This is a genomic window from Enterobacter sp. BNK-22, assembly GCF_048684805.1.
GTDB classification, from domain to species: Bacteria; Pseudomonadota; Gammaproteobacteria; order Enterobacterales; family Enterobacteriaceae; genus Enterobacter; species Enterobacter quasiroggenkampii.
Window position 1 is genome coordinate 2,298,375 of the sequence record NZ_JBLQTT010000001.1, and the last position, 12,546, is coordinate 2,310,920.

Annotated in this window: 13 protein-coding genes; 7 read left to right on the forward strand and 6 right to left on the reverse strand. The window is 55.9% G+C overall.

What is annotated here, in order from left to right; genetic code table 11:
• Positions 1-3: 3 nt before the first annotated feature.
• On the reverse strand, positions 4-1,242 hold the full coding sequence (locus ACMGGE_RS10910) for a zinc-dependent alcohol dehydrogenase (protein WP_045909599.1): 1,239 nt from the start codon (positions 1,240-1,242) through the stop codon (positions 4-6).
• Between the two features lie 180 nt (positions 1,243-1,422).
• Here ACMGGE_RS10910 and uspG point away from each other — a divergent pair, with 180 nt between their 5' ends.
• The gene (gene uspG / locus ACMGGE_RS10915; RefSeq protein WP_023310731.1) at positions 1,423-1,851 is read left to right on the forward strand and encodes a universal stress protein UspG; all 429 of its coding nucleotides are present in this window, start codon (positions 1,423-1,425) and stop codon (positions 1,849-1,851) included.
• Between the two features lie 59 nt (positions 1,852-1,910).
• On the opposite strand, the gene ahpF is transcribed toward uspG, so the two are convergent.
• Entirely contained in the window at positions 1,911-3,476 is a 1,566-nt protein-coding gene (gene ahpF, locus ACMGGE_RS10920; RefSeq protein WP_045909600.1) for an alkyl hydroperoxide reductase subunit F, read from the reverse strand.
• Positions 3,477-3,663: 187 nt separating this feature from the next.
• The gene (ahpC, locus tag ACMGGE_RS10925) at positions 3,664-4,227 is read right to left on the reverse strand and encodes an alkyl hydroperoxide reductase subunit C (RefSeq protein ID WP_008501015.1); all 564 of its coding nucleotides are present in this window, start codon (positions 4,225-4,227) and stop codon (positions 3,664-3,666) included.
• Between the two features lie 675 nt (positions 4,228-4,902).
• Between ahpC and citR the strand changes: the two genes are divergently transcribed.
• The 3 genes from citR (at position 4,903) to ACMGGE_RS10940 (ending at position 7,794) form a co-directional block, all read left to right on the forward strand.
• The gene (citR, locus tag ACMGGE_RS10930) at positions 4,903-5,802 is read left to right on the forward strand and encodes a DNA-binding transcriptional repressor CitR (RefSeq protein WP_045909601.1); all 900 of its coding nucleotides are present in this window, start codon (positions 4,903-4,905) and stop codon (positions 5,800-5,802) included.
• 157 nt (positions 5,803-5,959) lie between these two features.
• Complete coding sequence (locus ACMGGE_RS10935) at positions 5,960-7,183, forward strand: phosphoadenosine phosphosulfate reductase (protein WP_262802243.1); 1,224 nt, start codon at positions 5,960-5,962, stop codon at positions 7,181-7,183.
• The gene (locus ACMGGE_RS10940) at positions 7,168-7,794 is read left to right on the forward strand and encodes an IbrB-like domain-containing protein (RefSeq protein WP_045909603.1); all 627 of its coding nucleotides are present in this window, start codon (positions 7,168-7,170) and stop codon (positions 7,792-7,794) included. Before ACMGGE_RS10935 ends, ACMGGE_RS10940 begins: the two co-directional genes overlap by 16 nt.
• Here ACMGGE_RS10940 and ACMGGE_RS10945 read toward each other — a convergent pair whose 3' ends face one another.
• On the reverse strand, positions 7,795-8,955 hold the full coding sequence (locus tag ACMGGE_RS10945) for a pyridoxal phosphate-dependent aminotransferase (protein ID WP_420293741.1): 1,161 nt from the start codon (positions 8,953-8,955) through the stop codon (positions 7,795-7,797).
• A 123-nt stretch (positions 8,956-9,078) separates the two neighbouring features.
• Here ACMGGE_RS10945 and ACMGGE_RS10950 point away from each other — a divergent pair, with 123 nt between their 5' ends.
• Genes ACMGGE_RS10950 through ACMGGE_RS10960 form a run of 3 tightly spaced genes read left to right on the forward strand, consistent with a single transcriptional unit; the run spans position 9,079 to position 10,918 of the window.
• Positions 9,079-9,693, forward strand: coding sequence for a methylthioribulose 1-phosphate dehydratase (locus tag ACMGGE_RS10950; RefSeq protein WP_023618408.1), 615 nt, complete (start codon positions 9,079-9,081; stop codon positions 9,691-9,693).
• A complete protein-coding gene (mtnC, locus tag ACMGGE_RS10955; protein WP_008501009.1) occupies positions 9,690-10,379 on the forward strand; it encodes an acireductone synthase in 690 nt (229 codons plus the stop codon). The genes ACMGGE_RS10950 and mtnC overlap by 4 nt, the downstream gene beginning before the upstream one ends.
• Positions 10,376-10,918 (forward strand): 1,2-dihydroxy-3-keto-5-methylthiopentene dioxygenase, encoded by a 543-nt coding sequence (locus tag ACMGGE_RS10960; protein ID WP_420293742.1) that lies wholly within the window; start codon positions 10,376-10,378, stop codon positions 10,916-10,918. The genes mtnC and ACMGGE_RS10960 overlap by 4 nt, the downstream gene beginning before the upstream one ends.
• A gap of 53 nt (positions 10,919-10,971) precedes the next feature.
• Here ACMGGE_RS10960 and ACMGGE_RS10965 read toward each other — a convergent pair whose 3' ends face one another.
• On the reverse strand, positions 10,972-11,442 hold the full coding sequence (locus ACMGGE_RS10965; RefSeq protein WP_420293743.1) for an SRPBCC family protein: 471 nt from the start codon (positions 11,440-11,442) through the stop codon (positions 10,972-10,974).
• 42 nt (positions 11,443-11,484) lie between these two features.
• Entirely contained in the window at positions 11,485-12,501 is a 1,017-nt protein-coding gene (gene mtnA / locus ACMGGE_RS10970; protein ID WP_420293744.1) for an S-methyl-5-thioribose-1-phosphate isomerase, read from the reverse strand.
• Positions 12,502-12,546: the final 45 nt, after the last annotated feature.

Below are 12,546 nucleotides of genomic sequence, written 5' to 3' on the forward strand. Positions count from 1 at the left end.
TTCTCAGGCCACCCCACCCGGGAAGGCGTTCACCAGGCCCTTAACGGTCTGCTCTGCGGCTTCGGGCGTGTCTGCCCCCGGGACCAGAATCACCTTCCGGCACTCCTCCTCCCGTTTTTCGAAAATCTTATAGGCGCGCTCCGCATCCGCAAGGGGGAGATAGTGGGTCACGATCTCTTCCGGTGTAAGCAGCCCTTTTTCGATCAGCGGTAAAAGTTCCCCCAGCCAGGCATGGACGTGCGTCTGGCCCATCTTAAACGTCAGCCCCTTATCAAAGGCATCGCCAAACAGGAAGCCATGGATAAACCCTGCGTATACGCCGGGTACGCTGACCACCCCGCCGCGCCGCACGGCAGCAATGCACTGACGCAACGCTTTGCCGCTGCTGCCTTCAATTTTAAGATTGCTGAGGATCGTTTCCGTGGTGCTGCCTTTCGCTTCAAACCCGACCGCATCAATCACAGCGTCAACGCCGCGCTGGCCCGCGGTCTGCTCGATGATTTTTTCCGCGGCGTCGTTGTCATCATCGAAGTTGATGGGAATTGCGCCGTATCGTGCCTCGGCAAATCGCAACCGGTAAGGATGGTGATCGATGACAAAGATCTGCTCAGCCCCCAGCAGTCGCGCGCAGGCAATGGTCAGTAGCCCCACCGGCCCGGCACCGAAAACGGCTACGCTTGAGCCTTTTTCAATCTGTGCATTTTTTGCCGCCTGCCAGGCCGTGGGTAAAATGTCGGACAGGAACAGTGCTTTATCATCAGAAAGAAGCTGCGGGACTTTAAACGGCCCGACGTTCCCCTTTGGCACGCGAACGTATTCCGCCTGTCCCCCCGGCACACCGCCGTAGAGGTGGCTATAGCCAAACAGCGCGGCCGGCGCGGGGATTTGCTTTTTGTTCAGTGCAGCACCCTGCCCGGCGTTGGTATTCTCACAGGCCGCGTATTGCTGCAGACGACAGAAGAAACAGTCTCCGCAGGCGATGACAAAGGGGATCACCACGCGATCGCCTTTTTGCAAATTCTTTACCTCTGCACCGCACTCGACGATTTCCCCCATGAACTCATGGCCAAAAATATCGCCGTGCTGCACCTTCGGGATCTTTCCGCGGTAGAGATGCAAATCGGAGCCGCAGATAGCCGTGGCCGTCACGCGCAGAATGATATCGTCGGGCTGTTCGATGATGGGGTCGGGGACATTCTCGACGCGAACATGGTGTGGACCGTGATACGTAAGTGCTTTCATGCGACCTCCGAAAGGTTCCAGGTAAGTGTATAAGGGTAGCTACCCCTGAAGGTCTGCCCGTGAATACGGTTCTTTTGAGATTTATCCTGGCAAGATAAGAAAACTGACGGGGCGCTTACAGAAACCATGGTTATTTTGTGGTTGAATGAGTACAGCGTTTATAAACAAGGAGAAACGGGTATGTATCAGAGAATCATTATGCCGGTTGATGTTTTTGAAATGGAGTTGAGCGACAAGGCCGTACGCCACGCGGAGTTCCTGGCGCAGCAGGACGGGGTCATCCATCTGTTGCACGTGCTCCCGGGCTCCGCCAGCCTGAGCCTGCACCGCTTTGCTGCCGATGTGCGCCGCTTTGAAGAGCATCTGCAGCACGAGGCGGAAACGCGCCTGCAAACCATGGTCAGCCACTTCAGCATCGACCCTTCACGGATCAAAACGCACGTCAGATTCGGCAGCGTACGTGATGCGGTAAATGAACTGGCGAACGAGCTGAAAGCAGACGTGGTGGTCATCGGTTCGCGCAACCCTTCCATTACTACGCATCTGCTGGGATCTAACGCCTCCAGCGTGATCCGCCACACGCATATACCGGTGATGGTCGTCAGATAAAAAAGAGGCCACCTTTCGGTGGCCTCTCGCTATTGCAGGTGTAGCCTTACTTTCTTTTCTTATGCGGTTTTGGTGCGGATCAGGTAGTCAAACGCGCTCAGAGACGCCTTCGCCCCTTCACCTGTGGCGATAATGATCTGTTTGTACGGCACGGTGGTGCAGTCGCCCGCCGCAAACACGCCCTTCACGCTGGTTTCACACTTCGCATCAATGATGATTTCGCCCATGCGGTTGCGCTCAATCGCGCCTTCCAGCCAGGTGGTGTTTGGCAGCAGACCAATCTGTACGAAGATCCCTGAAAGCTGCACGCTGTGCACGTCGCCACTCACGCGGTCGCGGTATTCCAGACCGGTCACCTTGCTGCCGTCACCCTTCACTTCCGTGGTCTGCGCGTTCAGTATGATGTCGACGTTTTTCAGGCTGCGAACTTTGTCCTGCAGCACCTGGTCGGCTTTCATTTCTGGCGCGAACTCCAGCAGGGTTACGTGTTCAACAATCCCCGCCAGGTCGATAGCCGCTTCCACGCCGGAGTTTCCGCCGCCGATCACCGCCACGCGCTTGCCTTTGAACAGCGGGCCGTCGCAGTGCGGGCAGTAGGTCACGCCTTTGGTGCGATACTGATCTTCACCCGGGACGTTCATGTTGCGCCATTTCGCACCAGTGGCAATGATGATGCTGCGTGCTTTCAGCACCGCGCCGGAGGCGGTTTCAATCTGGTGTAACCCCCCCTCAACCGCAGCAGGCACCAGCTTGCTGGCGCTCTGGCTGTCGATCACGTCTACGTCGTAATCGCTGACGTGCGCCTTCAGCGCGCCGGCCAGCTTCTGGCCTTCGGTTTTCGGCACGGAGATATAGTTTTCAATGTCCACGGTATCCAGTACCTGGCCACCGAAGCGCTCGCCCATCAGGCCCGTGCGGATCCCTTTACGCGCGGAGTACACTGCCGCCGCCGCGCCCGCCGGACCGGAACCGACAATCAGCACGTCATAGGCATCACGTTTGTTCAGCGCTTCTGCGGCACGTTTTTCGGCACCGGTATCCACTTTGGCGACGATTTCCGTCAGCGTCATACGACCCTGACCGAATTCCTGACCGTTCAGATACACCGCCGGAACGCCCATCACGTTGCGATCGGTGATTTCATTCTGGAAGGTACCGCCGTCAATTGCCGTGTGCTTGATGCGCGGGTTGAGGACCGACATCAGGTTCAGCGCCTGCACCACGTCCGGACAGTTGTGACAGGAGAGCGAGTAATAGGTTTCAAACTCAAAATCACCGTCGATATCGCGGATCTGCTCCAGCAGCGCCTGCGCCTCTTTCGACGGATGACCGCCGGTCCACAGCAGTGCCAGCACCAGCGAGGTAAATTCATGCCCCAGCGGTGAGCCGGCAAAACGCGGCCCCAGCTCAGAGCCTGGGTTAGTAATCAGGAAAGAAGGCTTACGGACGTTAAGCGAGTTATCTTCTTTGAAGGTCACTTTTGGCGACAGTTCGGCGATCTCAGCCAGCAGTTCTTTGATCTCTGCCGATTTCGCGCTGTCGTCCAGCGTGGCAATCAGCTCAACGGGTTTAGTCAGTTTCTCAAGGTAGGCCTTGAGCTGGGTTTTCATATTTGTGTCGAGCATTGTTCTTCCCTCTCTTAAGACGTCATCATGCAAGCTGCCTTATGCGGGCGGCCTGAATGCAACTTGCATCATGGTGCTGGAATAACATGGGCGCGGATGCGCCCATTGATTGCCGGGTGGCACTTCGTTTACCCGGCCTACGATACTGTAGGCCTGTGCAAGCGTAGCGCCGCCAGGCTTTACAGACTTAGATCTTGCCGACCAGGTCCAGGGATGGAGCCAGCGTTGCTTCGCCTTCTTTCCATTTAGCCGGGCACACTTCGCCTGGGTGAGAAGCGACATACTGCGCTGCTTTCACTTTACGCAGCAGGTCAGACGCATCACGGCCGATACCTTCAGCGGTAACTTCGATAGCCTGGATAATGCCCTGCGGGTCAACGACGAAGGTCGCGCGGTCTGCCAGGCCTTCATCTTCACGCATGTTGTCGAAGTTACGGGTCAGGGCGCCAGTCGGGTCACCGATCATCGCGTATTTGATTTTGGCGATGGTTTCAGAGCTGCTGTGCCACGCTTTGTGGGTGAAGTGGGTATCGGTAGACACAGAGTAAACGTCTACGCCCAGCTTCTGCAGTTCGTCGTAATGGTCAGCCACGTCGCCCAGTTCGGTCGGGCAAACGAAGGTGAAGTCAGCCGGATAGAAGAAGAAGACGCTCCAGCGACCTTCGGTATCTTTCTCGGTTACTTCGATGAACTCACCGTTTTTGAACGCCTGGTTTTTGAAAGGTTTAATTTTAGTGTTAATCAAAGACATCTGTACTTCCTCCGTGTTTTCGTTGAGATGTAAGGTAACCAACTTTATCCATCGGGGCTAATGCGTATGCTTTATCAAATCAATCAGCCAAACCTTACAACACCAACAAGACAACGTTGTGAACTGAATTAACGGAAAGCCTGAACGTAAAAAGGCCGCCCTGGTGGGCGGCCCTGATACCTGAACTTTCCACAGGAACTTTCAGTGCCAGCCGGGGCTGGCGTTGCGTTGCGCTCTACATACCTTATATCAGGCCGTAACAGCGGTTTGATTACAGCACCGGTTTTCAGTTTGGGCAATCCGTCACGCCGGCATTCCGCCCTATGGCTGCGATAGGTTTTACCGAATAACGCCCGCGTCTGCCCGACATAACGAGAGAATTAATAATGAGAATGGATTGCAATAAGTGGTCAGACTGGTAGCCGGCGCTAAAGTGGCAATAATGCGTCACAGTAAATGTATAACCGGGAGTGCTTATTTGAGAACAACGCCGCACGTTTTAAAGATAAAAATATCTTAATAACGGCTGAAGTTCTATTTCAATAATCCAGCCTCGTGATATATTAAGCTTGAATTCAAAATATAATAAGCAGGTTAATCACAAGGATTGTAAATGATTAACTTCGAACTATAGTTATCAGTTATGAGATGACAACAACACACTCAGGATGATCCATGGCAAATCTTTATGACCTTAAAAAATTCGATCTCAATCTGTTAGTCATTTTTGAGTGCATTTATCAGCACCTCAGCATTAGCAAGGCAGCGGAAACACTCTATATCACGCCCTCTGCGGTGAGCCAGTCACTGCAACGCCTGCGTACGCAGCTGAATGACCCGCTTTTTATTCGTTCGGGTAAAGGCATCACCCCGACGACCGTGGGGATCAACCTGCATCATCATCTGGAAGAAAACCTTAACCATATTGAGCAGACCATCAATATCCTGAATAACGCGCAGATCAAAAAGAGCTTTGTCATCTACTGCCCGCAGATTCTGGTCCAGGGGCGATTGGGCGACCTGCTAAGGTCTCTGCTTGCGGACGGAAATTACGAGATAGAACATAATGATGTGGTCTTATCGCCTGAGTCGGCCGAGGATCTGCTCGCCTACCGCAAGGCCGATCTGGTGTTTAGTTTTGCACCGGTTAACAGCCGCTCTATCGTCTGTACCCGCTTTATCCAGTTTTCGGCACAGCTGGTCTGCTGCAAAGAGCACCCCCGCCTTGGCGATAGCGCAACGCTTGAGGAGCTCTGCCAGGAAAAATTCACGCTGATGCGCAGCCAGGAGAACGGCATAAAGGACTTCCAGCAGCAGTCGAACGTACTCCTTCCGGAACGGAATTTCTGCTTCCGCAGCGACTCGCTGATTTCGATTATGAATATTATTGGCATGAGTGATTTAGTCGGTTTTGTTCCAACCGCAATGTTTGAGCGATATAAAGACATTCTCAACCTGAAGCGCGTCGCCTTGCCTTTCACGGTTCCGAAATTAGATATTTTTATGCTATATAATCGTTCAGCGTTAAACAGCAGCGTGTTTTCGCAATTCATTGAAAAAATCGAAGCGGAATAATTTCCGATATTGCCCGAATACTTTTTAATTACATTTGGGCAACAATCCAGGCATGGATAAATCGCATTATTCCGGTTTCGCTTTAATATCTTTACTATTCATGATTAATTAGCGTAAATAAAAGCCCCCGACAGTCATCCTCAGGAAGAGATTGCACATGTCACTGTATAAACATCCCCTGCAGCTTAACGTGCTGGAGGCCGCACAGGCGCGCATCGACTGGACGTTCGCCACTTTTTCCCGCATCTGCGTCTCCTTTTCCGGCGGCAAAGACTCCACCGTCATGCTGCATCTCACCGCGCAAATGGCCCGGGCGCAAAAGCGAAAAATCAGCGTGCTGTTTATTGACTGGGAGGCTCAGTTCTCCTGCACCATTGAGCACGTTAATGCGCTACGCGAATGCTACCGGGACGTCATCGAGCACTTTTACTGGGTGGCGCTTCCGCTGACCACGCAGAATTCGCTCTCACAGTATCAGCCGGAATGGCAGTGCTGGGCGCCGGACGTGCGCTGGGTGCGCCAGCCGCCGGAAGATGCCATCACCGCTGCCGATTATTTTGATTTTTACCAGGCGGGAATGACCTTTGAAGCGTTTGTCCGCTCGTTTTCCGACTGGTTTGCCCTGCACCGGCCGGCAGCCATGCTGGTAGGCATCCGCGCCGATGAATCCTACAATCGGTTTTTGACCATCGCCAACAACCGCAAGCAGCGCTTCGCGGACGATAAGCCCTGGACAACCACCGCCCCCGGGGGGCACGCGTGGTACGTCTACCCTCTCTACGACTGGAAAACCGCAGACATCTGGACATGGTTTGCAAAATCCGGGTGCAGCTATAACCCGCTCTACAACCTCATGTTTCAGGCGGGCGTCCCGCCGCGCTATATGCGCATCTGCGAACCCTTCGGCCCGGAACAGCGCCAGGGGCTCTGGCTCTATCACGTTCTCGAGCCCGAGCGTTGGGCCGTGATGTGCGAGCGCGTCAGCGGCGTGCGCAGCGGCGGCATCTACGCCGGGCAGGACAACCATTTTTACGGCCACCGCAAAATCCTCAAACCCGGGCACCTCGGCTGGCGCGACTACGCCATGCTCCTGCTGGACAGCATGCCGCAAAACACGGCTGAGCATTACCGCAATAAAATCGCGATCTATCTGCACTGGTATCAGAAGAGAGGCATGCCGGATATTCCCGAGACGCAGGAGGGCGATATCGGTGCCAAAGACATCCCCTCATGGCGCCGTATTTGTAAGGTTTTACTTAATAATGACTACTGGTGCAGGGCGCTGTCGTTCAGCCCAAATAAACCCAAACATTATCAGCGCTACAGCGACAGAGTGAAGGCGAAACGCAAGGAGTGGGGCATTTTATGCGACAAAGAATAATTACCGAGATCGAAACGTACCTGCAGTCACTTTCCGAAGAGGATCGGATTAACGCCATCAATGCCTTTCGTGAAGCGATCCATCGACACAGTCCTTTTCGTGAGCAACCGATAGACTGCGTGCTCTGGATCAAACAGGACGCGATTATCGCTAACGACTACAACCCCAATAACGTTGCCCCTCCAGAAAAACGGCTGCTCACCAGGTCGCTGGAACTCGATGGCTTCACCCAACCTCTTGTCGTAACGGAAAGTGAACCGCAACATTACGAAATTGTGGATGGTTTCCATCGCCATGAAATCGGCAAAAATCGGGCGGCGTTAAAGCGTCAGCTCAAGGGATATCTCCCCGTCACCTGCCTGCGCCAGGACCGACAGGAAAAGCATGACCGTATGGCCGCCACGATCCGTCACAACCGGGCGCGGGGTCGGCACCAGATTAACGCCATGTCAGAGATCGTGCGCGAACTGGCACAGCTCGGCTGGAATGATGAGCGAATTGGCAAAGAGCTCGGAATGGACAGCGACGAGGTGCTGCGCCTCAAGCAAATCAACGGTCTGCTGGCGCTGTTTGCAGACCGTCGCTATTCCGAAGCCTGGACGGTGAAATAATCAGAGCGTATTCAAACGCTCTGCCGCCGCCAGCAGCGTCGATTCCTGCTTGGCAAAGCAAAGGCGGATCAGCTTGTGTGGGAAGGGATCGGCGCAGAATACCGACAGCGGAATGGCGGCCACCCCCACCTCTTTTGTCAACCACTGGCAAAAGCTGACGTCATCCAGATCGGAAACCGCGCTGTAGTCCGCGAGCAGGAAATAGGTTCCTTCAGACGGCAAAATTTCCAGGCGGCTTTTACTCAGCGCCGTCACGAACAGATCCCGACGTTCACGGTAGAAACGCGGCAGCGCGCGATAATGCTCGGGCTCCGCGCGCAGCATATCCGCCAGCGCCAGCTGAGCCGGCGTGTTCACGGCAAAGGTCAGGTACTGATGCACCTTGCGCAGCTCAGCGCTAATGGCGGCCGGTGCGACGCAGTAGCCCACTTTCCAGCCGGTCATATGGTAGGTCTTACCGAACGACGAGACGGCGATAGCGCGCTCGCGAAGCTGCGGATGGGCCAGCACGCTGGCGTGTCCCTCTTCTGCAAAGCAGATGTGCTCGTAAACTTCATCGCTCAGCACGTAAATTTCACGTTCAGCAATGGCCTGCCACAGCGCGGCGAAGTCCGTTTTCTGCCACACCGTCGCGGACGGGTTATGCGGGGTATTCAGGATCACCAGACGGGTTTTATCACTCAGCAGCGCAGCAAATGCCTGCCAGTCAGGGCGGAAATGCGGTGGCTGTAACGCCACGCGTTTCACCACGCCGCCGGAAAGTTCAACCGCAGGCGCATAGCTGTCGTAGCTCGGGTCAAAGCAGATCACTTCATCGCCCGCGCGCACCAGCGCGGTGATGGCCGCGTACAGCGCTTCGGTCGCCCCTGCCGTCACCGTGATGTCGCTGTTCGCATCGGGCTTATGGCCATACAGCTCAGCCGTTTTGTCGGCAATGGCTTCCCGCAGCGCCTGTACGCCCGTCATTGGCGCATACTGATTCGCCCCCTGCGCCACGTGATACGCTAAACGCGCCTGCAGATAAGCCGGGCCGTCGAAATCCGGGAACCCCTGCGAAAGGTTAATGGCGTTGTGCTGCTGCGCCAGAGCGCTCATCTGCGTAAAGATGGTGGTACCGAGATTGGGAAGCTTACTTTGCGGAATCAAGGCGTTAATGCTCATTGTGTTGTGCCTGCTTGTAATACTTATGTTGCTGCCACTATAACACGATGTTAGTCTTTGGCAATCAAGACGCTTAGACGTCTAAACAATATGAATATTCCTGTCCGAGAGGGTAAAAGGAAAATGACAGACAACCTGCAACTCACGCATCTGGTCGACGCCTGCCGCTGGATCGGTGCCAAAGGCTGGGCGCCCGCTACCGGCGGTAACATGTCGGTGCGTCAGGACGAACATCTCTGCTGGCTTAGCGAATCCGGCAAAGACAAAGGTAGCCTCACAACCGATGACTTTCTGCAGGTGGAGATCGCCACCAACCGCGCGCCGTCCGGTCGTAAACCGTCGGCGGAGACCGGGCTGCACACGCTGATTTATCGTCTGTTCCCTGAGGCCAACGCCGTCCTGCACGTTCACACGGTTAACGCCACGGTGCTGTCCCGTCTGGTCAAAGAGGCCGAGCTCAACATCAGCGGCTTTGAGATGCAAAAATCCCTCACCGGACAGACCACGCATCTGGACACGGTGGCTATCCCGGTTTTCGATAACGACCAGGATATTGACGCCCTCGCCTCGCGAATCGCCCATTACGCGCAGGAACGTCCGCTTAATTATGGTTTTCTTCTGCGTGGCCATGGCTTAACCTGCTGGGGACGCGATGTGGCCGAAGCCCGCCGTCATCTGGAAGGACTGGAGTTCCTGTTTGAATGTGAAATGCGTTTACGACAACTGGAGAGAGTATGATTCGCGCGATTGTGACGGATATTGAAGGAACCACCAGCGATATTCGTTTTGTCCATGATGTTTTGTTCCCCTATGCGCGTGAGCGGCTGGCGGCCTTCGTGACCGCTCAGCAGTACGCCGAGCCGGTGAAATCCATTCTGGACAACCTGCGTGATGAAATCGCTAACCCACACGCCAGCGTCAGCGAACTTATCGACGCTCTGTTTGCCTTTATGGATGAAGACCGCAAATCGACCGCGCTCAAAGCGCTGCAGGGGATCATCTGGCACGACGGCTACGTCAACGGCGACTTTACCGGCCATCTCTACCCGGACGTGCTGCCCGCGCTGGAAAAATGGAAAGCGCAAGGGATTGATCTCTATGTTTATTCCTCTGGCTCCGTCGCTGCGCAGAAACTGTTATTTGGCTACAGCGACGAAGGTGATATTACTCATCTGTTCAGCGGCTATTTCGACACCCACATCGGCGCCAAGCGCGAGGTGCAGTCTTATCAGAACATTGCGGCGCAAACGGGCATAGCCCCGTCGCAGATCCTCTTCCTCTCCGATATTCATCAGGAGCTGGACGCGGCTGAACAGGCAGGTTTTCGTACCCTGCAGCTGATTCGCGGTGATGATGACGGCGCAAGCCACCACCATCAGGTCCACCAGTTTGACGAGATTAACCCGGAGCAGATCCCTTCATGAGCGCATTGACCATTTATTCCGACAAAGACGCCAGTCAACACCAGTGGCACAGCACTGACGCCGCCGAGATTGCCCAACAGCTCAACGCGAAAGGCGTGCAGTTTGAACGCTGGGCGGCGGATCGCGATTTAGGACACGATCCCGCGCCTGAAGCCGTGATCGCGGCGTATCAACATGCGATCGACAAACTGGTCGCAGAGAAGGGTTACCAGAGCTGGGACGTGATCAGCCTGCGCGCCGACAATCCGCAAAAAGACGCGCTGCGCGCGAAGTTCCTGAACGAACACACCCACGGCGAGGACGAAGTACGCTTTTTCGTGGAAGGCGCGGGCTTGTTCTGCCTGCACATTGGCGATGAGGTGTATCAGGTGCTGTGCGAGAAAAACGACCTGATCTCCGTGCCCGCAGGCACGCCGCACTGGTTTGATATGGGCTCAGAGCCGAACTTTACGGCGATTCGTATTTTCGATAATCCGGAAGGCTGGGTGGCCCAGTTTACCGGTAACGCCATTGCGGATGCGTATCCGCGCCTCGCTTGATTTTTTCTCCCTCTCCCTGTGGGAGAGGGCCGGGGTGAGGGCACCAGCGCGCACTACGCGTTTAGCCCCTTCACATACTCCACCAGCTGATCCAGCACTATCCCCCACCCTTCGTGGAAGCCCATCTGCTCGTGCTGCTCGCGGATTTCCTTCGTGGGGTGGCGCGCAATCGCCGTATAGCGGGTTTTGCCCTCGCCCATCTCTTCCAGCAGCAGGATCGCCGTCATAAACGGCTTCTCGGTTGGTTTCCAGCCTTCGGTATAGCCGTCGGTAAAGACCAGCTTTTTTCCCGGGTCGATTTCAAGGAACACACCCCGGTTATCCATCCGCTGACCGTCCACCTCAAACACGGTGTTGAACCGTCCGCCCACGCGGAGGTCAAGGTCGCATTCGATCACCTTATGGGGAGCAGGAATGAAGAAGTTTTTGATATGCTCGGGCGTAGTCCAGCAGAGCCACAGCAGGTCGCGCGGGGCATCCACCACGCGCTCCAGTTTTAAGTCTGTTTCAGGATCGAGCGTCACGATATTGTCCTCTTAAGGGAACCCCTTAAAGGATAGCCGGACTCAGGCGAATTTGCCGTTTGCCACCGATTCCGGCGTGACCACACCCGTATCCAGCACCCAGCCGCTAATCAGCGAAGCGGGCGTTACGTCAAACGCCGGGTTGTAGACTTGCGCGTTTTCCGGCGCCCACTGCACCGCGCCAAAGCTTCCGGCGACGCCCGTCACCTCGCTGGCGGCGCGCTGCTCAATCGGGATCGCGTCGCCGTTCGGGCAGTCCGGGTCGAGGGTCGTTTGCGGCGCGGCCACGTAGAACGGAATGCCGTGGAATTTCGCCAGCACCGCCAGGGAATAGGTGCCAATCTTGTTCGCCACGTCGCCGTTGGCGGCAATGCGGTCTGCACCCACCCATACGGCGTCCACCTGCCCTTTCGCCATCAGGCTGGCGGCCATGGAGTCGGTAATCAGCTGATACGGCACGCCCAGCTCGCCAAGTTCCCAGGCGGTTAATCTTCCCCCTTGCAGCAGCGGACGGGTTTCATCGACCCAGACGTTGCTAACCTTGCCTTCCTGATGCGCGCGAGCAATCACGCCCAGCGCGGTGCCTACGCCCGCCGTTGCCAGCCCGCCGGTGTTGCAGTGGGTCAGCAGGCGGCTGCCGGGCTTCACCAGCGCGCTGCCCGCTCTCGCAATGGCGTCACAGAGTCGTTTGTCTTCGTCGATCAGGCGCAGCGCCTCCGCCACCAGCGCCGGAACATACTCTTCCTGCCACAGCGCCAGCTTCATGCGGTCAAGGTTGTTCATCAGGTTCACCGCCGTCGGGCGGGATGCGCGCAGGGTTTCCAGCGCAACCGCCAGCTCGTCACGGCTTTTGCCGTTTTCCGCCAGCAGCGCCAGCAGCAGACTTGCAGAGAGACCGATCAGCGGCGCGCCGCGCACCCGCAGGGCGTGAATATGCCCCACCAGCGCCTCTACCGTTGAGGCATCCAGCCAGCGTTTCTCCTGCGGAAGGGCCTGCTGGTCGAGAATAAAGAGCTGATTATCCGCTACCCGCAGGCTGGTCGTCTGTAATGTCTGCATGTCGTTAATTCCCTGTTGCGTTGTTGTAGCACATTGTGTCAGGAT

Excerpts from the sequence above, each read along its gene's own strand:
- ACMGGE_RS10910 (WP_045909599.1), bottom strand. The coding sequence starts at position 1,242 with ATGAAAGCACTTACGTATCACGGTCCACACCATGTTCGCGTCGAGAAT.
- uspG (WP_023310731.1), top strand. The coding sequence starts at position 1,423 with ATGTATCAGAGAATCATTATGCCGGTTGATGTTTTTGAAATGGAGTTG.
- ahpF (WP_045909600.1), bottom strand. The coding sequence starts at position 3,476 with ATGCTCGACACAAATATGAAAACCCAGCTCAAGGCCTACCTTGAGAAA.
- ahpC (WP_008501015.1), bottom strand. The coding sequence starts at position 4,227 with ATGTCTTTGATTAACACTAAAATTAAACCTTTCAAAAACCAGGCGTTC.
- citR (WP_045909601.1), top strand. The coding sequence starts at position 4,903 with ATGGCAAATCTTTATGACCTTAAAAAATTCGATCTCAATCTGTTAGTC.
- ACMGGE_RS10935 (WP_262802243.1), top strand. The coding sequence starts at position 5,960 with ATGTCACTGTATAAACATCCCCTGCAGCTTAACGTGCTGGAGGCCGCA.
- ACMGGE_RS10940 (WP_045909603.1), top strand. The coding sequence starts at position 7,168 with ATGCGACAAAGAATAATTACCGAGATCGAAACGTACCTGCAGTCACTT.
- ACMGGE_RS10945 (WP_420293741.1), bottom strand. The coding sequence starts at position 8,955 with ATGAGCATTAACGCCTTGATTCCGCAAAGTAAGCTTCCCAATCTCGGT.
- ACMGGE_RS10950 (WP_023618408.1), top strand. The coding sequence starts at position 9,079 with ATGACAGACAACCTGCAACTCACGCATCTGGTCGACGCCTGCCGCTGG.
- mtnC (WP_008501009.1), top strand. The coding sequence starts at position 9,690 with ATGATTCGCGCGATTGTGACGGATATTGAAGGAACCACCAGCGATATT.
- ACMGGE_RS10960 (WP_420293742.1), top strand. The coding sequence starts at position 10,376 with ATGAGCGCATTGACCATTTATTCCGACAAAGACGCCAGTCAACACCAG.
- mtnA (WP_420293744.1), bottom strand. The coding sequence starts at position 12,501 with ATGCAGACATTACAGACGACCAGCCTGCGGGTAGCGGATAATCAGCTC.